The 22,301-nt window shown below is 69.1% G+C and carries 17 protein-coding genes and 1 pseudogene; 8 read left to right on the forward strand and 10 right to left on the reverse strand.

The window, feature by feature from the left end; translation table 11 throughout:
• Positions 1-147 precede the first annotated feature (147 nt).
• On the reverse strand, positions 148-1,800 hold the full coding sequence (locus tag ACZ7L0_RS40000) for an Imm49 family immunity protein (protein WP_471247499.1): 1,653 nt from the start codon (positions 1,798-1,800) through the stop codon (positions 148-150).
• A 244-nt stretch (positions 1,801-2,044) separates the two neighbouring features.
• Between ACZ7L0_RS40000 and ACZ7L0_RS40005 the strand changes: the two genes are divergently transcribed.
• Positions 2,045-2,284: an alpha/beta fold hydrolase gene (locus ACZ7L0_RS40005; protein WP_471247500.1), complete on the forward strand. Its 240-nt coding sequence runs from the start codon at positions 2,045-2,047 to the stop codon at positions 2,282-2,284.
• A gap of 671 nt (positions 2,285-2,955) precedes the next feature.
• On the opposite strand, the gene ACZ7L0_RS40010 is transcribed toward ACZ7L0_RS40005, so the two are convergent.
• Positions 2,956-3,378: a winged helix-turn-helix transcriptional regulator gene (locus ACZ7L0_RS40010; RefSeq protein ID WP_471247501.1), complete on the reverse strand. Its 423-nt coding sequence runs from the start codon at positions 3,376-3,378 to the stop codon at positions 2,956-2,958.
• A 76-nt stretch (positions 3,379-3,454) separates the two neighbouring features.
• On the opposite strand from ACZ7L0_RS40010, the gene ACZ7L0_RS40015 reads away from it, so the two are divergent.
• Entirely contained in the window at positions 3,455-3,760 is a 306-nt protein-coding gene (locus ACZ7L0_RS40015) for an alcohol dehydrogenase catalytic domain-containing protein (RefSeq protein WP_471247502.1), read from the forward strand.
• Between the two features lie 246 nt (positions 3,761-4,006).
• Here the strand turns inward: ACZ7L0_RS40015 and ACZ7L0_RS40020 are convergent, their stop codons facing one another.
• The 3 genes and pseudogenes from ACZ7L0_RS40020 to ACZ7L0_RS40030 all read right to left on the reverse strand — a co-directional run.
• A complete protein-coding gene (locus ACZ7L0_RS40020; protein WP_471247503.1) occupies positions 4,007-5,755 on the reverse strand; it encodes a glycoside hydrolase family 6 protein in 1,749 nt (582 codons plus the stop codon).
• 30 nt (positions 5,756-5,785) lie between these two features.
• Positions 5,786-6,640 carry a cellulase family glycosylhydrolase gene (locus ACZ7L0_RS40025; protein WP_471247504.1) on the reverse strand — a complete coding sequence of 285 codons (855 nt, stop codon included), beginning with the start codon at positions 6,638-6,640 and terminating at the stop codon, positions 5,786-5,788.
• Positions 6,550-6,994 (reverse strand): annotated as a pseudogene (locus tag ACZ7L0_RS40030) (cellulose binding domain-containing protein); the annotation flags it as partial. The pseudogene ACZ7L0_RS40030 and the gene ACZ7L0_RS40025, both read right to left, overlap by 91 nt.
• A gap of 159 nt (positions 6,995-7,153) precedes the next feature.
• Here ACZ7L0_RS40030 and ACZ7L0_RS40035 point away from each other — a divergent pair.
• From ACZ7L0_RS40035 to ACZ7L0_RS40045, 3 genes are all read left to right on the forward strand, one after another.
• On the forward strand, positions 7,154-10,072 hold the full coding sequence (locus tag ACZ7L0_RS40035) for a glycoside hydrolase family 48 protein (protein WP_471247505.1): 2,919 nt from the start codon (positions 7,154-7,156) through the stop codon (positions 10,070-10,072).
• 353 nt (positions 10,073-10,425) lie between these two features.
• Positions 10,426-11,448, forward strand: a complete 1,023-nt coding sequence (locus ACZ7L0_RS40040) for a LacI family DNA-binding transcriptional regulator (protein WP_471247506.1) — start codon at positions 10,426-10,428, stop codon at positions 11,446-11,448.
• A 228-nt stretch (positions 11,449-11,676) separates the two neighbouring features.
• Positions 11,677-12,807 carry a glycoside hydrolase family 12 protein gene (locus tag ACZ7L0_RS40045; protein WP_471247507.1) on the forward strand — a complete coding sequence of 377 codons (1,131 nt, stop codon included), beginning with the start codon at positions 11,677-11,679 and terminating at the stop codon, positions 12,805-12,807.
• Between the two features lie 313 nt (positions 12,808-13,120).
• Here ACZ7L0_RS40045 and ACZ7L0_RS40050 read toward each other — a convergent pair whose 3' ends face one another.
• A complete protein-coding gene (locus ACZ7L0_RS40050; protein WP_471247508.1) occupies positions 13,121-13,738 on the reverse strand; it encodes an expansin EXLX1 family cellulose-binding protein in 618 nt (205 codons plus the stop codon).
• 698 nt (positions 13,739-14,436) lie between these two features.
• Positions 14,437-15,441: a GlxA family transcriptional regulator gene (locus tag ACZ7L0_RS40055; RefSeq protein ID WP_471247557.1), complete on the reverse strand. Its 1,005-nt coding sequence runs from the start codon at positions 15,439-15,441 to the stop codon at positions 14,437-14,439.
• A gap of 147 nt (positions 15,442-15,588) precedes the next feature.
• Here ACZ7L0_RS40055 and ACZ7L0_RS40060 point away from each other — a divergent pair, with 147 nt between their 5' ends.
• Entirely contained in the window at positions 15,589-16,473 is an 885-nt protein-coding gene (locus ACZ7L0_RS40060) for an NAD(P)-dependent oxidoreductase (protein ID WP_471247509.1), read from the forward strand.
• A gap of 41 nt (positions 16,474-16,514) precedes the next feature.
• On the forward strand, positions 16,515-17,108 hold the full coding sequence (locus ACZ7L0_RS40065) for a maleylpyruvate isomerase N-terminal domain-containing protein (protein WP_471247510.1): 594 nt from the start codon (positions 16,515-16,517) through the stop codon (positions 17,106-17,108).
• A 296-nt stretch (positions 17,109-17,404) separates the two neighbouring features.
• Here ACZ7L0_RS40065 and ACZ7L0_RS40070 read toward each other — a convergent pair whose 3' ends face one another.
• Together ACZ7L0_RS40070 and ACZ7L0_RS40075 are read right to left on the reverse strand one after the other, a co-directional pair.
• Positions 17,405-18,553: a hypothetical protein gene (locus ACZ7L0_RS40070; RefSeq protein WP_471247511.1), complete on the reverse strand. Its 1,149-nt coding sequence runs from the start codon at positions 18,551-18,553 to the stop codon at positions 17,405-17,407.
• 34 nt (positions 18,554-18,587) lie between these two features.
• The gene (locus tag ACZ7L0_RS40075; RefSeq protein ID WP_471247512.1) at positions 18,588-19,082 is read right to left on the reverse strand and encodes a dioxygenase family protein; all 495 of its coding nucleotides are present in this window, start codon (positions 19,080-19,082) and stop codon (positions 18,588-18,590) included.
• On the opposite strand from ACZ7L0_RS40075, the gene ACZ7L0_RS40080 reads away from it, so the two are divergent.
• Positions 19,081-19,269, forward strand: a complete 189-nt coding sequence (locus ACZ7L0_RS40080) for a hypothetical protein (protein ID WP_471247513.1) — start codon at positions 19,081-19,083, stop codon at positions 19,267-19,269. The genes ACZ7L0_RS40075 and ACZ7L0_RS40080 overlap by 2 nt on opposite strands.
• 267 nt (positions 19,270-19,536) lie before the next feature.
• Here ACZ7L0_RS40080 and ACZ7L0_RS40085 read toward each other — a convergent pair whose 3' ends face one another.
• Positions 19,537-22,071: an ATP-binding protein gene (locus tag ACZ7L0_RS40085; protein ID WP_471247514.1), complete on the reverse strand. Its 2,535-nt coding sequence runs from the start codon at positions 22,069-22,071 to the stop codon at positions 19,537-19,539.
• Positions 22,072-22,301 lie beyond the last annotated feature (230 nt).

Genomic DNA, 22,301 nt, shown 5'->3' on the forward strand with positions numbered 1-22,301 from the left:
GAACTCCGAACTCGGCGGCGGCACGGGCGCCGTGGGACTCTCAGTGGACGTATGTGACGCAGCTGTCAAGGAGCCCGTGGCCCCATGCAATCAGTCATGGACAGGGCTGGGGGCGGTCCGTTGCCCGGCCGGACGTACGGCCGGGGCCTAGACGGGTTCGGCGGCGTTGAGGAGTCGCTGGGGCAGGTAGGGGGACTCGACCCGGATGTCCCAGCCCCGGCGGCGGGCGTGGCAGGCCAGGGCGAGGACGTTGAGGTCGATCGTGGCGTCGGGATCGTCGGCGCGGTCGGCGACCTGGTAGTGATCGCGGTGGGCTTCGAGGGCATCGGCCAGAGCCAGGTTGAAGCTCTCCTCGTCGCCCTCCACGAGTTGCGAGAGCAGTACGGCCGGTGGCGGGAAGAAGCCCCAGTCCTTGGCCTTCTCGACCTCCTGCAGTGCCCGCTCCGCCGCTGACTCGGGATCCGTGCCCCGCAGATAGGCGTGGAGGGCCTCCCGGTACGCGGCGAAGGCGGAGCCGTCCCTGCCGGCAACCGCAGGGCCCGTGAGGACCAGGGGGGCGAGGTCCTCGCGAACGCCGGTGATCAGGGCGAAGGCGGTGGCGTTCTCCCAGTTGCCGGCGCCCGCCGCCTCGCCCCGCGCAGCCGGGTAGCGCAGGTTCTGGCCGTCGACGGTCACCTCGGCCTCGGTGCCCGGCTCTGCCAAGGCGATGCGGAACAGGGCCGCCCCCAGCTGGGAGGCCAGCCGCAGATTCGCGAGCTGGGCGTCGGTGACATCGGCGGAGTTTCGAGCACGCCACTTGAAAAGGAGCTCCTGGTAGCGCATGGCGCTCCCCAGTCGCCATACGGCGAGGGGTTTTCCTTCCTCCGGGGTGAGGGCCTCCCGGGTGTACTGGTCGAACAGGGCCTCGCTCTCCGCGTTCACGGTCCCGTCGCATGCCGGCCGCTCGACCACCAGCGGGCCTGCGGCCAGCACGGCGACCGCGTCAGGGCGCCGGTCGCGGCCGAAGCCCGCGACCCTTGGGCCGCGGGTCTCGAAGCCTGTGACCAGGGCGTGCGGGAGGTAGTCGGTGTGGAGGGCCGGCGCCCAGCCCAGGGTCCGGTACGCGAGCGCGGCCAGGCCGAGCGGCAGCAGCGGGAGGAGACTGCTCGGCGAGGCAGAGGGGCCGTGCACAGTGGTGTACGCGAGCAGGAGGGCGGCCAGTCCGGAGTCGAAGGCCTCCCGGTCCTCGGCGGCCAGGGCGCGCAGGGCCCTCAGCGCCACGCTCTGAGGCCGATCGAGGAGGCCTTCGCCAGTCTCCTCGGCCCGGCTGCGGATCCGGGCCAGTGCGGCGTCGATGGCGGCGAGCTTCGCCTGCGCGCTCGGCGGGTAGTCCTGGTCGTTTCCGGTGTCGTCGAGTACCTGAGCCATGAAGCCCGTGACGAGCTCGCCGGCCGGGCTTCCTTGTGCTTTCTCAGCGAACTTCTCGCGAGCGAAGTGGAAGGCCTCACCGTGCCACTTGGCCTTGTCCCTGAGAATCGTCAGGCAGAACGCGTCGATCCACTCGCCGGCGGTGACACCTTCCTCGGCGTCGTCCTCGTCGCTCGGGTCGTAGCTGATGCCGAAGTTCACATAGTCGAGGAAGACCTGGAAGGTGCAGTGCGGGTAGTACGCCGCGAAGGAGATGGCACCGACCGCAGCCTCGGTCGCGTCCTTGAGAGCGGCCTTGGCCTCCGGGGTGTCGAGGCCGGGCGTCTCGACGGACAGGGCACCCAGGTAATCGAGGAACTCGTCGGCGATCGACTGCCATTCGTAGGTGGCCATCCGACCAGCCTTCGACATGGACCGGACCTGTCCCCCGATCCGGTTCGCAAAGTCCTCGCGCGCCGCCGAAACGACTGCATCGCCTACCTGATGACGCTCTATCCGCACTGCGCTGCTCCTTGATGCCGGTCCGTGTGAACAGCGTAGGCGCACCATCTGACAGGGGGGTCGGGCGCTGTTGGAGACAGCCGCTGCGAGAACGTAATCATCCAGCTCCTTCCGCCGGCGGCTGCTCGCCCCGCGTGTGCTCACCGACGAGGAGTTGCGCTCGGTGGAGGCGCCGGTCATGGTGCTGCTCGGTGGCGCCGGCCGAGCCACGGACCCCAGCCGCGCGCAGGTGAGGGCTCAGGAATTCCTGGCGGACGTGCGGCCGGAGATCGTCCCCGGGGTGGGTCATGCGATGCCGGCGAAGGTGCTCAACGACCGGGTGCCCGCGTTCCTCTGCGAGGTGGAGGCACGCATCCCAGGCGACGCTTCTCAGTGACATCCCCTGATGACGAGGCCGGAGTCGAGTGGACGCTGCTGTGGATCGAGAACACTGCCGGCCATCTGGCCGAGGGCAGATCGCGACAAGCCGGCGTACGGTCGGCAGGCCTGCCGCACGCTGAGCTGCCGTGGTCGGGCTCATGGTCGGGTGCGACCGCCAGGCCAACCGCGGCCGGCAGGCAGCGCCCGGCGATGGAGATCAGGTCAGACAGCACTCCACTTGTGTTCGCGGCCGCCGCGCCACTCGATCCACGCGGTCGTCGTCCAGGACGCTGTCGGGATCCTTCCGCAGTGAGGGGATCCCATCACCTGCATCCGCAAGCAGATTCAGTTCGCGCCCAAGGAAACAGTACGAGACCGAAGTGCGCCAGTACCTGGATGATCTGCGGTCAGCGCTACCCACCTGCTACCTGAGGCGGCAGCGATCACGGCCTGTCGGCTGGTGCTTCGCCTCGTGCGTCGGGCAGGTGTCAGGCCGTCCCTCCGCCGCCCGGAGATCTACGACAGTGCGGTCGTCCGCCCAGCTGAAGACCTGCGCGTTCGGCTGCAGGAGGATCTGGCGCCAGTTGTCGGGAGCTGCAGTGCCCCAGAGGTCTTCGGGAACATGACTCTGCTCACCCACGTCATCGACGTGGAAGGCGACGGCGCGCTGCGAGGACCTGTTCACGGTCAAGGACTCGCTGTTCCGCCTGCCTGAGGACATCGGGTTGTCTGCTCCGCCGTGGCGTCGTAGGCGGCCCGGGCCTCGGCTACGGCGGAGCGGTGGCGTTCGGCCCAGGAGACCAGTCCGGTCAGTGAGGCATGGAGTTCCTGTGCCATGGGCGTGAGGCTGTACTCGACCTTGGGCGGCACGGTCGGATACACGGTGCGGATGAGCAGCCCGTCCCGCTCCAGCCTGCGCAGGTTGAGGGTGAGCATGCGTCGGCTGATCCCGTTGATGGCACGTTCGAGTTCGGTGAAGCGAACCGGGCCGTGGGCGGCGGCGATCAGGATCCCTATGCTCCACTTGCCGGCGACGCGGTCGAGCACCTCGGTAACCGGGCAGGCCTCGTCTCTTACCGCTTCGGCAACACCGGTGTGACTGCGTGACACAAATGTGCCTCCTTCCGGCGAGCAGCCAGGTTACCGATGATGACGGTGTAACAAGTCGTCAACCAAGTGGGAAGACATGCCTGTTCGGGCACTCGTCGTCGATCCGTCCGCACCCGCCGCCGTCCGCCTCGCCGAGGTCGCCGACCCCGTGGCCGGGCCGGCTCAGGTACTGGTGGATGTGTCCCACGCGTCGTTGAACTACGGCGACCTCAACGACGCCCGCTCCGGTCGCGTCCCCAAGGGCGCGGTACTCGGTTCGGACGCCACCGGAGTGGTGGTGCAGGCCGCTGTGGACGGCACCGGCCCGGCGGTGGGCACCCAGGTGGTGGCTCTGACCTCGGGAGCGGCCACCGCCACCTTCGACGACCTGCACAACGCCTGAACGAGCAGCTGGTACCGGAGACTTCAAGCAGCGCGACAGCGGCATCGCACTTAGGGAAACCTGTATGAGGGAAACCTGCCCGCAGCCACCAGCTTCCTGGGCAGACGACAAGGCGTGGTGCGCGGGACATGGAGCGCGACAGCCTTACTCCAGCCGCACGTTCGGGCATGTTGGCCCCGAGGGGTGGTTCGCCGGGGCCTCGGCCTGGAGCGGCCGGGGCCCCGGCGAATTCACCGAGTCAGCGGATCATGACAGCGGCGGGTAGGCGTTCTGCATCAACTGCTGGAATTGGGCGGAGAACCAGTGCCCTGCCAACGGTGCGTTCGACAGTGCGCCCGTGGGGTTGTTGCCGTTGCGCGCGTTGCCGGCGTACGTCGGGTCGCACATCCGGTCGAAGCCCTTGCCCTCGTCGTTGGAGACGGCGGAGCTGGCCCCGTCCGACTCCCCCGGGGGCTTGACCCAGACGTAGGCATCGACACCGGCGGCGGGAGCCGCGGTCGGCCGTTGGCCGAGTCCGGCGCCGCTCTGGTTGCACCAGTTGCCGGCGTGGATGCGCCGGTCGACGCGACTGCCGTTGACGTAGCCGTCGACGGAGGTCTGCGGGCCGGGCCCGGTCGGCCGGGCGGAGCCGCCCCAGCCGTTGCGGGAGGTGTCGATCAGCATGCCGATGCCGGAGTTGAAGCCGGCCGCGACGAGCTTGTCGCGCAGCGCCTGGGCGAAGGACTGCTCGTCCACGTACTGGTTCCAGTCCACCCACTTCGACTGCCGCACGGTCTGTCCGTTGACGGTGTCGGTGACCTTGAGGTGCGGTTCCTTGGTGGGGCTGTAGTTGGCGGTGTTGACGATGAAGCCGGCGACGTCGTTGACGCTTGCGCCGTTGCTGGTGGCTACCTTCTGGAACTCCTGGACGGCGGGGGCGAGGTTGGAATCCCAGCCGAGCCAGCCGTGGTGGCCGGCGTCGATGTAGTTGTAGACGTTCGGGATGGCGCCGAGCTTGTCCAGGGCGTACGAGACGCCCTTCTCGTAGTTGCCGTTGGACTTCATGGTCACGCAGGCGTCGGTGGTGGTGTTGGTGCCGCCGGCGTTGGTGACCAGGTTGGGCAGCGAGTCCGGTTCTATGACGGTGGAGATCCGCAGGCCCGCGTACTTGGAGTCGGACAGGATCGACGCGATGGGGTCGATGTACTGGGACTTGTACTTGTCGAGGTCGTTGGGGCCGAGTTCGCCGTTGGAGGCGAGGGCGGCGCAGTCGCGACCGGGGAGGTCGTAGATGACGAGCTGGACGACGAGCTCGCCGGAGCCCTTCTGTTTCAGGGCCTCGTCGAGATGGGCGCGCAGGCCCATTCCGCCGCCCACGCCGTTGATGGCGGCGATGCGGTCGAGCCAGACCGCGGTGGGCTGGTCGGCGATGCGGCTGCCGCCCGGTTCGGCGGCGGCCTTGGCAGACCACTCGGGGTTCACGTACACCTTTGCGCCGGTGTAGGGGTTGTCGACGCGGTCGCCACCACCGCCACCATCGCCACCGCCGGTGCCGCCTCCGGTACCTCCGCCGCTACCGCCGCCGGTACCTCCGGCGCTGTCGACGTTGCAGGCGACGCCGTCGAGCGTGAACGTGTCGGGCACGCTGTTGGTGCCGCTGTAGGAGCCGTTGAAACCGAAGCTGACCGAGCCACCGCTCGCGAGGGTTCCGTTGTAACTCTCGTTGGCGGCGGTGACGTCGGCACCGTTCTGGCTGATCTTCGCGTTCCAGCCGTTCGTGACCTTCTGGTTGCCGGCGTACGACCACTTCACCGACCAACCCGACTTGGCGGCCGCGTTGTTGGTGATGGTCACGGCGGCGGTGAAGCCGGTGTCCCACTGGCTCTGCACCTTGTAGTCGACGGTGCAGGGGACGGACGAGGTGGCAGCGCCGGCCTGGCCGACGACGAGCGCTGTCCCCGACAACCCGGCGACCAGTGCCAGGGCGGCGAGCAGCGATGTCCTGGTGTGACTCATGAGTGGGGGTTTCCTTCTTTCGGTGGGGAGTTACGGGTTGAGGGCGCGCAGGTGGTCACGCGGCCCGACGCCGTACGCGGTGGGTGTGCCGTCGTAGGCGGAGATCAGGGAGGGGCCGGAGGAGCAGTCCCAGGTGTTCCAGGTCCAGCCCAGGTAGAACAGGTTGTGGTCGTCGAACCACTTCATGACCTGGTCGGCGAAGGAGTGCGAGCAGGTGTTCTCACCGATCTCCCCGGCGACCAGCGGTACCTGGGCGGCGACCGGGGCGAGGGTGGAGTTCAAGCAGCTCTCGCTCGCGCAGGTGTTGAAGTCGTAGACGTGATACGCGGCCGTGAGATTGCCGGCGAGGTCGGTGGGCTTGTGCGTCAGCCATTGGCTGAGGTCGTTGGAGTAGGCGAGCCCGCCGGTCATGATGACGTTCTTCGCGCCGGCTCCGCGTACGGCGTCGACCAGATCCTGCATACCGGCGACCTCGTAGGAGATCCCCGGGCAGGTGCCGCTGTCCCACCAGCAGTTCCAGACATCCGTCGCGCTGGAGGTAGCCCGGTCCGGGTGGGGCTCGTCGAACAGGTCGAACACGACCGCCTGGTCGCACTTGAAGGTGCCCGCGACCGAGGACCAGAAGGACGGCAGGCGTCCACGATCTTGGTGCCGGAAACGCGCAGCGCGGGGGCGGTGCCGTTCGACGGCGGCGGATCGGTCGGCGGGGGTGTGGTGGGACCGGTGTCGACGTTGCAGGTCGTGCCGTTCAGCTTGAACGCCGCCGGCACGGCGTTGCTCCCCGACCAGGAGCCGACGAAGCCCGCACTGACACTCGCGCCGGAGCCGAGGGGGCCGTTCCAGCTCTCGTCGCCGGCCGTCACGACGGTGCCGGGCTGGGACCACTTGGTGTTCCAGCCGAGTGGCCTTCTGGCCACCCGCGAAGTCGAACGTGAGTTTCCAGCCGCTCAGCGCGGCCTGGTTGTTGGTGATCTTCACTGAGTCCTGGAAGCCGCTGCTCCACTGGCTGGTGACGGCGTACTCCACCGTGCAGGCGGGCGTGGCTCCCTCGGCCGTGACCACCGGCACGACCGCGCCCGAGACGAGCGCGACCGCACCGACGACGGCTAAAAGTACTGAACGCGGGGGGTGTCGCATGAGCGAGTCCTTGCAGCTTGGCGCGTCGTGACGGACGCGTCGACTGATTGGAACCGCTCCCACTGGTGCCGACGAACGTAGCGTCAACCGGGCAAGTTTCATAGGGACCTTGTGAAATATTTCGGCTCGCCGATCCAGTTCGAACTTTCAACTCCTCAACGCTTGACCGCACCCGCCTTCGTCCTCACGATGGGAGCGCTCCCACTGGATTCAAGCCTTGGCATCTCTCCGTGAGTCGCGTGACGCAAGGAGGAACAGCACATGGATCCCGGACGCAAGCGCAGAGCCGTGCGGCGGTTGTGGACCGCTGTGTCGGTCGCGTTCGCCCTGCCTCTGTCGATGCTCGCCACCGGCGCAACCACCGTGCATGCGGCGGGTGTTCAGTGCAGCGTCGACTACAAGACCAACGACTGGGGTTCCGGCTTCACCGCCGACCTCACCATCACCAACCGCGGCACCACCGCGATCGACGGCTGGACCCTGACCTACGGCTACACCGGCAACCAGAAGCTGGCCAACGGCTGGAACGGCACCTGGTCCCAGTCCGGCCCGAACATCACCGTCAAGAACGCCTCCTACAACGGCACGATCGCCGCCAATGCCGCGGTCTCCACGGGCGCCCAGTTCACCTACAGCGGCAGCAACACCGCTCCGGCCTCCTTCGCGGTCAACGGCACCACCTGCGCCGGCGCGCACCAGCCGCCGGTCACCGTGCTGACCAGCCCCGCTCCGGGCGCGGTCTACACGCAAGGCGACGCGGTGCCGCTGGCGGCGACCGCGGCGGCGGCCGACAACGCGACGATCAGCAAGGTGGAGTTCTACGACGACACCACGCTGCTGGGCACGGACACGAGCGCGCCGTACACGTACTCGGCCTCCGGCTTGACCGTGGGCAGTCATTCCCTGGTGGCCAAGGCCTACGACAGCCTGGGCGCCTCCGCCGATTCCGCCCCGGTCGGCATCACCGTCGCCTCGGGCCCGGCCGTCGTCGCCTCGCCGGCCCAGCTCGGCGTCCAGCAGGGCAAGACCGGCTCGTTCGGTGTGAAGCTGTCCACACAGCCGAGCGCAAACGTGACGGTGAGCGTCGCCCGCACGGACGGCAACACGGGCCTGACGGTCACCGGAGGCTCCTCGCTGACCTTCACACCCTCCAACTGGAACACCGCGCAGGCCGTGACCATCCAGGCCGACTCCTCGGGCACGGGCGCCGCGACCTTCACAGCTTCCGCGACCGGCCACACCAAGGCCACGGTCACGGTCACGGAGCTGGCGGCGTCGAAGGCGTACGACGCCCGCTTCCTGGACCTGTACGGGAAGATCACCAATCCGGCGAACGGCTACTTCTCCCCCGAGGGCATCCCCTACCACTCGGTCGAGACGCTGATCGTCGAGGCCCCGGACCAGGGGCACGAGACCACGTCGGAGGCCTACAGCTATCTTCTGTGGCTACAGGCCATGTACGGCAAGGTCACCGGTGACTGGTCCAAGTTCAACGGCGCCTGGGCCCTCATGGAGAAGTACATGATCCCCACCCACGCCGACCAGCCCACCAACTCCTTCTACGGCCCCTCCAAGCCGGCCACCTATGCTCCCGAGGCGGACACCCCGGACCAGTACCCGACGAAGCTCGACCCGTCCGTGCCGGTCGGTTCGGACCCGCTCGCGGCTGAGCTGAAGTCGGCGTACAACACGGACGACGTCTACGGGATGCACTGGATCGAGGACGTCGACAACACCTACGGCTACGGCGACACACCGGGCGGCATCTGCGAGGGCGGCCCGACGGCCAAGGGACCGTCGTACATCAACACCTTCCAGCGCGGCCCCCAGGAGTCGGTCTGGGAGACGATCCCGCAGCCGACCTGCGACGCCTTCAAGTACGGTGGCACCAACGGCTACCTGGACCTGTTCACCGGCGACTCGTCCTACGCCAAGCAGTGGAAGTACACCGACGCCCCGGACGCCGACGCGCGTGCGGTGCAGGCCGCGTACTGGGCCAACGTGTGGGCGAAGCAGCAGGGTAAGGGCGGTGACGTGTCGGCCGCCGTCGGTAAGGCGGCGAAGATGGGCGACTACCTGCGGTATGCGATGTACGACAAGTACTTCAAGAAAATCGGCAACTGCGTCGGGGCCTCCTCCTGCCCGGCCGGTACCGGCAAGGACGCCTCGCACTATCTGCTGTCCTGGTACTACGCCTGGGGCGGCTCCACCGACACCTCAGGAGGCTGGGCCTGGCGCATCGGCTCCAGCTACGCACACAGCGGCTACCAGAACCCGCTCGCCGCGTACGCGCTCAGCGCGGACGCCGACCTGAAGCCCAAGTCGTCGACCGGGACGACGGACTGGACCAAGTCGCTCCAGCGACAACTGGAGTTCTACCGCTGGCTGCAGTCGGACGAGGGTGCGATCGCCGGTGGCGCGACCAACAGCTGGGCGGGCCGGTACGCGACCCCACCGGCCGGGAAGTCGACGTTCTACGGCATGTACTACGACGAGCAGCCGGTGTACCACGACCCGCCGTCCAACCAGTGGTTCGGCTTCCAGGCGTGGTCCATGGAGCGCGTCGCCGAGTACTACCAGCGGACGGGGAACGCCTCCGCGAAGGCCATCCTCGACAAGTGGGTCAAGTGGACGCTGTCCAAGACCACGATCAACCCTGACGGCACTTACCAGATCCCCTCCACCCTGCAGTGGTCGGGCCAGCCCGACACCTGGAACGCCTCGAGTCCCGGCTCCAACAGCGGGCTGCACGTCACCGTCGCCGACTACACCAACGACGTCGGGGTGGCGGCCGCATACGCCAAGACGCTGACGTACTACGCCGCCAAATCCGGTGACACGACGGCGAAATCGACGGCGAAGGCACTGCTGGACGGCATGTGGAACAACTACCAGGACAGCCTCGGCATCGCCGTCCCCGAAACCCGCAGCGACTACAGCCGCTTCGATGACAGCGTCTACGTGCCGAGCGGCTGGAGCGGCAAGATGCCGAACGGCGACACGATCAACTCCACGTCCACCTTCCTCTCACTGAGGTCCTTCTACAAGAACGACCCGGCCTGGTCGAAGATCGAGGCCTACCTCAAGGGCGGCGCCGCGCCCGTCTTCACCTACCACCGGTTCTGGGCCCAGGCGGACATCGCCCTGGCCATGGGCTCGTACGCGGAGCTCCTCGAATAAGTCCCCGCTGAACGCTCCGCGTGCACGACCCCGTCACACGGCGACGGGGTCGACCAGCCGGGCGGCCCCCACCCGCACAGGGGGCCGCCCGGTCCTCGCGAGCGGTTTCCCTGCCGGCCCGTCGGCGCCGATCCGGGAGCGCTCCCAGTTCGTGGATGTCAATCACGTCACCTCACCCTCGCTGACCACATGCCGACCCCGGACTCCGGTGACCGGCATGACGATCTCCGCGAGGAGGAATCGGTGTCCTGATCCACGCGCCCAGACGACCACCGGATCCCGCGCCGCCGGCGAAGTCGTGTGTTCGATTGCCTCCGCCCCGTAAGATCAGTGATCTCGTGGGGGAGGTGGTCATGGTCAGACGGCGCCCGGGGACGCCGACGCTGGAGGAGGTGGCCGCTCGTGCCGGAGTGGGACGGGGCACCGTCTCCCGCGTCATCAACAACGCGGCGGGGGTGAAGGAGTCGACGCGCCGGGCCGTTCGGCGGGCCATCGAGGAACTGGGGTACGTGCCCAATCTCGCCGCCCGTTCCCTGGCCGGGCGGCGGGCCGACGCCGTCGCCCTGGTCGTGACGGAGCCGGACTGGCGGTCGTTCGCGGAGCCCTTCTTCTCCGAGATCGTCCGCTCACTCGGGGACGCGCTGACGGACACCGGAATGCAGCTGCTGCTGACCTTGGTCCGTTCGGACGCCGAGCGGCAGCGCTTCCTCGAGTACGCGCGCGGCGGCCGGGTGGACGGTGTCCTGCTGATGTCCGTGCACGCCGGCGATCCGCTGCCGGACATGCTCGCCGAGGCCCGGTTGCCGACCGTGCTGCTGGGGCGCCGCTCGGGCGACGAGTACGTCAGCTACGTGGACGCGGACAACGTCGGCGGAGCCCGCAGCGCCGTCTCGCACCTTCTGGAGCGGGGCCGCAGAGTGATAGCCACCATCACCGGGCCGCTCGACCTGTACGCCGCCCAGTGCCGGCTGCGGGGCTACCAGGAGGCCCTGGCGCTGGCGGGCCTGGCGGGCGAGCAGACCCGTGTCGCCGAAAGCGACTTCACGGCGGAGAGCGGACGCCACGCCATGACCGAGCTCATCGAACGGCATCCGGACATCGACGGCGTCCTCGCCGCGTCGGACACCACGGCCGCTGGAGCTCTGGAAGCGCTGCGCGCGGCCGGACGCCGGGTGCCCGAGGATGTCGCCGTGATCGGTTTCGACGACTTTCCGCTCGCTCAGCGGACCGAACCGCGGCTGACCACGGTCCGTCAACCGATCGAGGACATCGGGCGGGCCATGGTTCGGCTGCTCCTCGAGGAGATGGAGGAGGGGGCCGTGGCCTGGCGTCACGTCATCCTCCGTACGGAGCTCGTCGTGCGCGAATCGACCTGACCGTAGCCCGGGCGTGTTCACCGGGAGCGCTCCCGGTCCCGGTGCGGTATGCCGCCGCGCCCCTCTCCCCCACCTGCGTCTTCGCAACCGCCTCGACACCTGCGCGCCGGAAGTCTTGTCAGGGACCTGATCCATCCCTACAGTCCCTGCCGAACGGGCTAATGGGAGCGCTCCCATTCACATGTTGAAGAGAGCTCCCCTGTCCCCATCCCTCACCAGAGGAGCCGCATGCGACCTTCACCGCACCATGCCCACAGAGCGCGTGGCCTGCTCGGCGCGCTGCTCACCTCGCTCGTCTCACTCGCCTCGCTTCTGACCACAGCGTCGATGGCGCAGGCCGACACCACGATCTGCGCACCGTTCGGGACGACTACGATCCAGGGCCGCTACATCGTCCAGAACAACCGCTGGGGCACCAGCGCCGGCCAGTGCATCGCCGTCACCGACTCGGGGTTCAGGATCACCCAGGCCGACGGCTCCGTCCCCACGAACGGCGCCCCGAAGTCGTACCCGTCGGTCTACAACGGCTGCCACTACACCAACTGCTCGCCCGGCACCAAGCTCCCCGCACAGCTCAGCACCATCGCCACCGCGCCCACGAGCACCTCCTACAGCTACGTGAACGACGCGGTGTACGACGCCGCGTACGACATCTGGCTCGATCCCACGCCCCGTACCGACGGCGTGAACCGAACCGAGATCATGGTCTGGTTCAACAAGGTCGGATCCGTTCAGCCCGTGGGCTCCCAGGTCGGCACCGCCACCGTGGCCGGACGGCAGTGGCAGGTATGGTCAGGCAACAACGGCTCGAACGACGTGCTGTCCTTCGTCGCACCGTCGGCGATCAGCAGCTGGACCTTCGACGTCATGGACTTCGTCCGGCAGGCCGTCTCCCGCGGACTGGCACAGAACAACTGGTACCTGACCAGTGTTCAGGCGGGCTTCGAACCCTGGCAGAACGGCACCGGCCTCGCCCTGACCTCGTTCTCCTCGACAGTCAACACGGGCACCTCCGGTGACCCGGGCGGCCCCGGAGGCTCCACGGCCTGCAAGGTGGCGTACGCGACGAACGTCTGGCAGGGCGGCTTCACGGCCGACGTCACCGTCACCAACACCGGCTCCTCCCCGGTGAGCGGCTGGAAGCTCGCGTTCCCCCTGCCCGGAGGGCAGGGGATCACCGGTGCCTGGAACGCGAACGTCTTCCCGTCGTATGGAACGGTCACGGCGAGCAACGTGGCCCACAACGGGGAGATCGCGGCCGGCGGTCAGGTGTCCTTCGGGTTCCAGGGCACCTACAGCGGTACCTTCGCCAAGCCCTCCGACTTCAGCCTGAACGGCAGCGCCTGCACCACCACGTGACACACGTTCACCGATCCGGGGCCCGCCCGCTGCCTCCACGCCCACCGGCGGGCCCCGGATCCCGCACAGCGCCGCCTCCTGTCCGGGACCACTCACGCAAGCGGGGGCCACGCATGATCCCGCCCGCCGAGAAGGTGCCGGGCACCGGTATCGACCGCGTTTTCGCCCCTGCGGGTGCCTCCGGCAGGGGGGCGCCCCCTTCGACGCAGCTGCGGTCTGGGACGCCGACGCCACTCGGCCGGTTTCCTCCCCATCGGCCTCGTGCCCCTGCCGTCGGCACACCCAAGGCCGACGGAATGGGCGGGCGGCGGGGTCAGTGCCGTGCGAACTGCACCCGCGTCGGCTGCACGGCTTCTGGCCGCAGAGCGATCCCGTTGATGGTCAGTCGTTCTCCGTAGATGTCGGTGAGCCTGATCGCGCCGCCGCACCCGCTGCCATCGGGCGAGAGGAAGTAGTTGTAGTCGGTGCGGGCCAGGTGGCGCCAGCCGCTGCTGGTGCGGACCTCCAGCCGAGCGAGCGGGTTGCGGTGACCGATTGCCTGGAGGCCGCACCAGTAGGGGCTGGATCCGGTCTTGTAGCGGATCGAGATGGTGCCTGACGTGCTGGGACTCAACAGGCGCCAGGTGATCGCGAGTCGACCGGTGGAGGTGGGGGCCAGTTCGGCGAAGGCCTGTTCGCTGAGATCGAGTTGCCCGGGTGCACAGGGCAGCGGGCATTCGTTGGTGATCCGGACCGTGACGGAGGCGCCGTTCGCCGCCCGGACGAGCACATACGCCCCGCAGGCCTTGGACGTCTCGTAATCGGTGGTGTTCATGGCCGCGATCAGCATGTCAGGGCTTGGGCCGTACGAGCAGGCGCCGTCCCCGGTCCCGGCCTTGTAGACCGTGGCTACCCCTTGATAGGTGACCTTGGGCCGGATCCGTCCGGCCAAGGATGACGTGGCAGGAGCGCTCCGCGGGGTGGCCGATGACCGCGCCCTCGACTTGGTCGCGGAAGCCTTTGGAGTGGTCGCGGAGGCCGTGGCGCTCGGCGAGGCGCTCGGCGAGGCGGCGGACGGGGATGCTGTGGACGGCTTCGGCCCCGGCGAGGCCGGCGGGAGAGTCCTCTGGGAGCCGGCGACGGGCGTGGCCCGCGTGGCGTCGGCCTTGCTGTCGGGTTTCATCGTCATGACCAGGCAGACAAGAAGACCTGTGGCGATCAGCGCCGCAGTAGTGCCCATCATCAGCCCGCGTCTGCGCTTGCGATGCCGCGCGGCCTGCCTTGTTTCTTGCATGTCCATCCGTTCCGGAAGAGCGAGTCGGTGTTGCGCTACCCAGTCGCCGCAAGAGGCGGAAAGGTTGCCGCAGTTCTCCGGTCGGGTTGGATCAGCTCATCAAGGCTGGTGAGTGTCGGCAGGCCGGCGGTCGTACGCAGGGCCGGTCGATGCAGGGATTACTCACGCGGTGAGAACAGAGTCGCCCTCGGCGCGGGCCCCGGGCAGCCGGTGGCCGGTGGCGATGAGGACGGCGTCGATGTACGGCAGCGCGCAGGTGCGCCGATTCCAGCACGACGCCGCGGCTCATCGACGTCCTGCGCCGGCGGTGCCCTCTCTCAGCGGCGCGGTCAGTCCGTTGTCGCCCCTCTGTCCTGCTACCGGCTCTTGAGCGGGGAGGGGGACGACTCGGGCGTCTTCCGGGGGAAGGCCCGTCGGTAGTTGCTCGGCGACACCCCGATCTGTTTGAGGAAGTGGTGGCGGAGGTTGTTCGCCGTGCCAAGGCCGCTCAGCTCCCCGACCTTCTCGATGGGCAAGTCCGTCGATTCCAGCAGGCTTTGCGCCCGTCCCAGGCGCTGGTTGAGGAGCCACTGAAGTGGAGTTGTCCCGGTGGCTGCCTGGAGGCGCCGGTGGAAGGTTCGCGGGCTCATCGCAGCGCGCTGCGCCAGGTCCCCGACCGTCAGGGGTTGGTCCAGGTGTGCGCGAGCCCAGTCCAGGACGGGTTGCAGGCCTCCGTCGTCGGTGGTGGGCACGGACAGGTCTATGAACTGTGCCTGGCCACCGGGCCGGTGTGCGGGCACCACCATCCGGCGGGCCAGCTGATTGGCGACGTGCGCACCCAGGTCACGGCGTACCAGATGGAGGCAGAGGTCGAGTCCGGCGGTCAACCCGGCGCTGGTGAGCACATCGCCGTCGTCCACGTACAGCACCGAGTCGTCGACTTGTACCTTCGGGTAGCGCTCGGCCAGTTGAGCGGTGTGCATCCAGTGGGCGGTGGCGCGTCGTCCGTCGAGCAGCCCCGCCTCGGCGAGTGCGAAGGCGCCGGTGCACAGGGAGACCATGCGGGCGCCTGCTTCGTAGGCGTGGCGCAGGGCCGTGATCAGTGTCCGGGGCAGCGGTCTGCCCTCCTCGACGCAGGGGTCGGGCACCGAGGGCACGATGACCGTGTCGGCACCGACAAGGTCATCGAGCCCGTAGAGCGTCCGCAGCGACAGCTCCGTCTGGGTCGAAGAGCCGTCCTGCTGAGGCTCCCCCGTACCGCACAGCCGCAGGTCGTACCAAGGGTCGGCCAGGTCGGGCTGCGGCTTCCCGAAGACTGTGCAGGGGATGCTCAACTCGTACAGATCCCATGAGGGAACTCCGATGGCCTCGGTCACGACCACGGCGACGGAACCAGTATCCATGCCTCGAAGGGTATGGCAGGAATTTGGTGGTTGCCGTCACCAGCGTCACTGTTTCCAGCCGGCGTGCGCTGCGATCTTGGTCCTACGTGACCAACCGCCGTAGGCGGACGTACCGGGAGTTGTGACATGCATTCTGATCGCCCTGAGGTAACCGTCATTGGACTGGGCTCAATGGGCTCAAGCCTGGCCGCCGTACTGCTGGAGCGGGGCCACAAGACCACCGTGTGGAACCGCTCGGCGCACAAGGCCCAGCCGCTGGTCGACCAGGGGGCCCGCCTGGCCGCAACACCCGAGGAGGCCATCGCGGCGAGCCCACTGATCATCGCCTGCGTACTGGACTACGAGGTACTGCACGCCGTCCTCGACCCCGTCGCCGGCTCCCTCGCGGGCAAGGTGCTGGTCAACCTCACCTCCGGTTCCCCGGAGCAGGCCCACCAGGCCGCCACGTGGGCCCGATCGCACGCCGCCGACTACCTCGACGGCGCGATCATGACCACCCCGCCGGGGGTCGGCAGCCCCGAGATGATGTTCCTCTACAGCGGTTCCCACACCGCCTTCGAAGCCCATCGTCCAACCCTGGCGTCCCTGGGCGACCCCCTGCACCTGAGCACCGACCCAGGCCTGGCCTCCCTCTACGACGCCGGCCTGCTCGGCCTGATGTGGTCCACCATGACCGGCTGGCTGCACGGCACCGCGCTGGTCGGGGCCGAGAACACATCGGCCACGGCCTTCACCCCTGTCGCGATCCGCTGGCTGACCACCGTGGCCGGCTTCCTGACGACCTACGCGCCCCAGGTGGACGCCGGCCGCTACCCGGGCGACGATGCCACCGTCGACGTGCAGATCGCTGCCATCGACCATCTCATCCACGCCGCGGCGGCCCGCGGCATCGACAACGCCCTGCCCGAACTCCTGAAGTCCGCCATGGAACGGGCCAAGGCGGCAGGCCACGGCTCCGACAGCTACGCGAGCGTGATCGAGGTCCTGAAGAACCCGGCGGACGACGAATGACCGTGCCACCAACAGCTACCACCCATCCCACGCCGGCCCCGATGACTCCCGCTGCCACCGTGCCCTGGACGGACCTCCTGGCCGAAGCCACCGACGCCTGCCTGGCCGCCCTCCTCAAGGGAGCCGAGCAGGACTGGTCACGCCCCGCCCACGACCTCGACTGGACCTGCCGCCAGACCCTCGACCATCTCGCCCTCGGCCTGACCGGCTACACCGGGCTGCTCATCGCCCGCCCAGACGACCAATACATCGCCCTCTTCGCCTCACTCGACCCCCAAGCCCCCATCCCCGCCTGCCTGGAGGGCCTGCGGATCGCCGCGACCCTCCTCACCTCAACCGTCCGCGACACCACTCCCGAAGTACGCGCCTGGCATCCCTGGGGCCACTCCGACGCCACCGGTTTCGCGGCCATGGGCATCACCGAACTGGCCGTCCACACCTACGACATCACCCGCGCCCTCGGCCTGCACTGGGCTCCGTCCGACGGCCTCAGCACCGCCGCCCTCGGCCGCCTCTTCCCCGATGCTCCGTCCGGGCACAGCCCGTCCGACACTCTGCTGTGGTGTACGGGCCGTGTCCCGCTTCCCGGCCTGCCCCGGCGCGCGGACTGGCAGTGGGACGGAACCGTGCGCTAGCCCACCCGCACACTGCCGGCAAGAGCCACTCCGCGGTTCCGCGGCCACCGTCCGCTTCCTCCAGGCGCCTCACACCAGCGACCGCCGCGAGGAGCGGGCTACCTCGTCCCCTGCTCCTCGGGGACTGGGGCTGGCCGACAAGGCGTACTCCTCCCCCGCCATCAGCGACCACCTGCGCAAGCGCGGTATCCGCGCGGCACTGCGCAGTGAACGTGCCAGGAATCCAAGAATGCCGAGTGGTGGGCCGGCCCCTCTCCCCAGTAGGACGGCCCACCACGGCTGGGCGGTGCGGAGCGTCAGCGCAGCCGCGACACCGCCGGCACCAGGTCGCCTTCGTGGGCGACTCCCGCAGCCCATACGGTCGAGCTGCCGGGAACGGCCGCACCTGCCCGGATGTTGATGTCCGGAGCTCCCGTACGCGTCCACCGCCTCTTGGCCTCGTTCCAGGCAAGGGCCACGGAGACCGCGCCCTTGCCGCCGAGGGCCAGAAGTTGACCGTCCTTGCTGCGGGTGACGGTACGCAGCCGGCCGTCGGTCACCTTCGGGGTGGCGGTGCGCGACCAGTTCGTGCCGTCCCAGTGGAGGGCGAGGGGCAGGTCGACGCCGTTCTTCGTACTGCCGCCGACCGCCCATACGTCGTGCGGGCCGAAGGCGGCAACGCCGCTCAGCCAGATGGCGGCGCCCGGTACGCCGGGCGTGTTCACCCGCGTCCATGAGGAGCCGTCCCAGTGGAGGACGAGCGAGGTCTGCGCCGTGTTGTCCCCTGTGGCGAAGAGCAGGCCCGTGGCCCACACGTCGTTCGGGGAGAGGGCGGTCACGCTGTCCAGCTCACCCTTGCCGACGGTCGGCAGCTCCTGGCGCTCCCACTTGGTGCCGTCCCAGGACTGGATGGCGGGAACGCCCTCCTTGACTCCGCCGGACAGGGCGCGACCCACCAGGTACGCCCTGCCGTCCTGAGTGGTGTCCAGCGCTTCGGGGAGTACCCGTCCAGCCGGGTCCCGGGCCAGCGGATGTGGGATCCACGTCTTGCCGTCCCAGTGGGCGGTGCCGGTCCCCGCCGTCCAGATGTCGTCCGCCGCCTGGACGGACAAGGTCTGCGGAAAGCTTCCGTCCGGTAGCGTCGACTCTTGCTTCCACTCCGCGCCGTCCCAGCGCAGGGCGAGCGGTTCGATCTTCTTCAGGTCGGTCAGCCGGTAGCCGACCGCCCATGCCTGGTTCTCGCTCAAGGCCTCGACTGCGGTGATGTCGCCCTTGTCGACGGGTACGGTGGTCGGCTTCCACGGTCCCGCCGTGGGCGCCGGGTGCGTCGCGGCGGTGGGCTGGGCCGCGTAGTCGCGGGTTTCAGCGAGTCCGACAGCGGCGAGGGACACGCAGGCGACCAGACCCGCGAGCCTCGCACGCCACGTCTTCCGCACGGTAGGCGTGTTGTGGAGGTTTTCTGGCATGACGCTTCTTCCTCGTCTGCTTGCGGGCCGCCTGCTAGGCCTTGGTCGCGATGACGAAATCGAACGCTCCGACGTAGCCGCCGCTCTGCTGCTTCTCGAGGGCGAGGGTGCAGGCGCGGTTCAGCAGCCGGTCGCGTGCGTTGAGGGCGGCGAAGTCGCGGTCGTAGGCCTCGGTGTCATCCGGGAAGAACAGCTGGGTGATGAGCACCGGCCCGCCTGGCGCCTGCACCTGGGCGTGGATGTGCGGGGCGCGCTGTCCCCAACGGCCCCAGTAGTCGCGTGGGATGATCGTGTCCAGTTGGTATGTGCCTCGTGCGGTGGTCCGTTGGTGGCCCCGCAGGGTGAAACCGGCGGTGTCGTAGTCGCCGTACTGGTCGCATTGCCAGAATTCGATCTGGCAGTCCGGAACTGGCGTGCAGGCGGTGTCGTACACCAGGCCGCGCAACTGCAGGTACACGCCAGTGCTGACGGAGGGGGTGAGCAAGTCGGTGCGCTCGGGGGAATTCGGTTTGAAGAGGGGCCCTTCCATGAGGGCCGGAGTCTCCTCGCCCGTGCAGGAAGGGGTGAGGGCCAGGGGTGCCTTCGCGGCCTGCGCGGTAGCGGCCGACGTCGCCGCGGCTGCCGACGGTGACACCGCCGCGGCGACGCCGGAGGCGGTGATCGCGGCCGTCGTGACGCCGATGGAGCCGGCCCGCATGAAGGTGCGGCGGGAGTGAGTACTCGCAGGGAGGGCCTCGTCCGCGGGCTCCGGCCTGGGCACGGCGTGGGGCGCCGTGTTCGCAAGCGGTGGGGAGACGGCGGCGATCGGCTGATGCTGTGGGCTGTGATCCTGCGACATGTCAGCTCCTCGTGGGCATTGACGGGCTCGGGAAGAAGGGGAGCGCTGCCCGTGCCCGTTGCGTGGGGGGATCGGTGATGCCCGTCAACGATCACGTGCGGGGACGCGTCACGCCACGACCGAATGAACGAGGACCGGCCGGGCGTTACGAATCACCGTCCCGCCTTGGGTCCGAGGGCGGGTTGTCGCCGTCGCGCAGTTGGGCGACGGCCCACAGCGCGATCTGCGTCCGGGACCGAAGGGCGAGCTTGTCCCGGATTCTGTTGAGGTGCGAGGCCACGGTCGCGGTGGACCGCCCCAGCTTTTCGGCGACCTCGCGGTTGGACAGGCCTTCGGCGACGAGCAAGGCGATCTGGTGCTCGCGTGCGGTCAGCGGCGGTTCCGAGCCCCCACGGCCGCTCCCGGGCGGCTGGCGGGCAGGAAGCCGCAGCGCGTAGGCAACAAGCCGGTCACCATCCAGTCGGTGTTCCGCGGCTGCGGCCCGGTTCCGGTGCGCCGCACGCCGGTGGAGCCTCGCCTGAGCGACGGCTTCCTGGACCTGCCGTTGCCACTCCGGCTCGGCGGGCACACCGGCGCGGGTCCGCACCGCCTCAACGGAGGCCGCCAGCCGAACCGCGCGTTTAACCTCGCCCTGTTTCGCCGCCACGATGGCGAGACCTTCCACCGGGTACAGGGCGTGCAGGGATTCGGGGGGCGCGGCGCGCAGTCCGTCGACGAATGCGGCCTCAGCCGCACCGAGATCACCAAGAGCCACATGGAGTGCGCCGGTCGTATGCAGCGCCGCGCACCGATGCCGCCACGGCGCTGCGTCACGTATCACCGGCAGGCAGTCCTCCATCAGCCCGCAGGCTTCGGTGAGGTCACCGGTGTGCAGCAACGCCCAGGCGAGCCGGTGCCGGTGAATCGCCGTCACCAGTGGCTCGGCCACACCGGCCACGATCTCCAGGCACTCTCGATAAGCACGCTGTGCGGCGGTGAACTCCCCCCGGGTCAGGTGCGCCACCGCCAGCGCGTCCAACGCGTCAGCCCTCTCCCAGAGTTGGTCGCAATCGTGGATGACGCCGGTGCACTTCGCACTGGCCTCGTTCTCCGTGAGCGCATCGGCTCCATTGGGGTGGACCGCGGCCTCTGTCGCCTTCGTCGCGTGGCCAGGTGCTGAGAACCCGCGCTTCGAATGGGCCGGGTCCGCGGGGCGGGCTTGACCACGGGCGCGGGCAACTGCTTCCTGCGCCAGGCGCAGGCCTTCGACGCCGTCCGTCTGCATGCACGCCAAGCGGGCCGCCAGGGCGAGGGCGCCACCGCGCAGATCCGAGTCCCGTACGGCGCTCAGCGCCGTGCCCAGAACCCGGCGGCTCTCGGTGACCTGCTCCTGGTGGTGCCGCAGGCGGGCCAGCCCCATGGCGAGCAGCAGGTGCCGGTCGCTGCCCTCATGGACGGTCCACTCCACCGCGGCGGCCACATTCTCCAGCTCAAGCTCCAGCTCAAGCAGGGGGAACTCGTCTCCGGGCGCCATCGAAGACAGGGGGCGGACGAGGTCCGTCAGCCAGGTCAAGGCCCGCTGCCTGGCGGCGCACTGCTCGTCCTTGGAATGCAGCAGTTCAAGACCGTAGGCCCGGATGGGGCCGAGTTGGCGGAAACGTGCGGCGCCGCGCGGTCCGTGGACGCGCACCAGGAGCGACTTCTCCTCCAGCGCGCACAGGAGCCGCAGCACCTCGTTCGCGGGGATGTCACCAGCGGCGCAAACTGCCTGCGCGCCCTCGATGCCGAAGCCGCCCGTCAGCACCGACAGACGGCGGAAGACCGCCTGCTCCACGGGACCCAGCAGGGCGTGGCTCCACTCGACCGCCGCTCCCAGCTCACGATGCCGAGGGGGCCCCGTCCTGCTGCCGCCGGACAGCAGGGTCAGCCGGTCACCCAGGCCGGCGAGGATCTGCGGCACGGGCAGGGAGCCGGTGCGGCGCGCGGCGAGTTCGATGGCGAGCGGCAGGCCATCGAGCCGACGGCAGACCTCCGCGACCACTTCCGCCGTTTCGGGCGTGAGCTGGAATCCGGGCGCACAGGATCGCGCACGCTCCACGAAAAGCCGCACCGCCTCCGAATTCTGTACGGAGGCGGACGTCGCCGGGGTGCCGTGGGCGGGCAGCGCCAACTCCCCCAACCGGAAGACCGATTCACCCGGAACCCGCAGTGCTTCGCGGCTGGTGGCGAGGATGCGCAACCGCGGGCAGCGGTGCAGCAGGTTGGCGGCCAGCTCTGCGCAGGCGTCGATGACGTGTTCGCAGTTGTCCAGGACGAGGACCGTCTCCGGGCCGTTCAGTGAGCGGGCCAGGGCGTCGCGGATGGGCAGACCAGGTCGCTCGCCCACTCCCAGGGCGGCCGCCACGTGCGGAACAAGGCGGTCACTGTCATGCAAGGCATCGAGTTCCACCAGCCGGGCGACCACGTCTCGTCGCGTGGTCCAGCCCCTCATGAACTCGAGGGCCAGCCGCGTCTTGCCCACACCACCTGGCCCGACGACGGTCAGCAGACGAGCGGAGCGCAGTAGGCGGCCGAGCGAGGCCAGCTCTCGACGGCGACCGATGAACGCATCGAGCGAAGGCTGTAACTGTCCACGCGGTGGGGAGCATTGTCCACGGGGAGGGGCGCCGGAGGGCGCCGTGTCCCCCTGGTCCTCGTCCACGGGGATGGGTTCAGGTGCCTTGGCGTCAGCCGGTTGCGGACGATCGGCAGCCGTCCGCGGTGAACTCTGTTCCTGGTGCGAAGCGGTGCGCCGGCGGAAGGCCCGCTGGCGGCACGCATTGGAGCAGAACTTCGCGGGCCTGCCAGGTCGCCCCCGACCGGCGGTGGTCGCCTGCCCACACATTTCGCACGCCATCAAAGCCTCTTGGGAATGGGATTGAGCTGAGGGAG

This window comes from Streptomyces sp. NPDC039424 (genome assembly GCF_055639495.1).

Excerpts from the sequence above, each read along its gene's own strand:
- ACZ7L0_RS40000 (WP_471247499.1), bottom strand. The coding sequence starts at position 1,800 with ATGGCCACCTACGAATGGCAGTCGATCGCCGACGAGTTCCTCGATTAC.
- ACZ7L0_RS40015 (WP_471247502.1), top strand. The coding sequence starts at position 3,455 with ATGCCTGTTCGGGCACTCGTCGTCGATCCGTCCGCACCCGCCGCCGTC.
- ACZ7L0_RS40020 (WP_471247503.1), bottom strand. The coding sequence starts at position 5,755 with ATGAGTCACACCAGGACATCGCTGCTCGCCGCCCTGGCACTGGTCGCC.
- ACZ7L0_RS40035 (WP_471247505.1), top strand. The coding sequence starts at position 7,154 with ATGGATCCCGGACGCAAGCGCAGAGCCGTGCGGCGGTTGTGGACCGCT.
- ACZ7L0_RS40040 (WP_471247506.1), top strand. The coding sequence starts at position 10,426 with ATGGTCAGACGGCGCCCGGGGACGCCGACGCTGGAGGAGGTGGCCGCT.
- ACZ7L0_RS40045 (WP_471247507.1), top strand. The coding sequence starts at position 11,677 with ATGCGACCTTCACCGCACCATGCCCACAGAGCGCGTGGCCTGCTCGGC.
- ACZ7L0_RS40060 (WP_471247509.1), top strand. The coding sequence starts at position 15,589 with ATGCATTCTGATCGCCCTGAGGTAACCGTCATTGGACTGGGCTCAATG.
- ACZ7L0_RS40065 (WP_471247510.1), top strand. The coding sequence starts at position 16,515 with ATGACTCCCGCTGCCACCGTGCCCTGGACGGACCTCCTGGCCGAAGCC.
- ACZ7L0_RS40070 (WP_471247511.1), bottom strand. The coding sequence starts at position 18,553 with ATGCCAGAAAACCTCCACAACACGCCTACCGTGCGGAAGACGTGGCGT.
- ACZ7L0_RS40080 (WP_471247513.1), top strand. The coding sequence starts at position 19,081 with ATGAGGGCCGGAGTCTCCTCGCCCGTGCAGGAAGGGGTGAGGGCCAGG.
- ACZ7L0_RS40075 (WP_471247512.1), bottom strand. The coding sequence starts at position 19,082 with ATGGAAGGGCCCCTCTTCAAACCGAATTCCCCCGAGCGCACCGACTTG.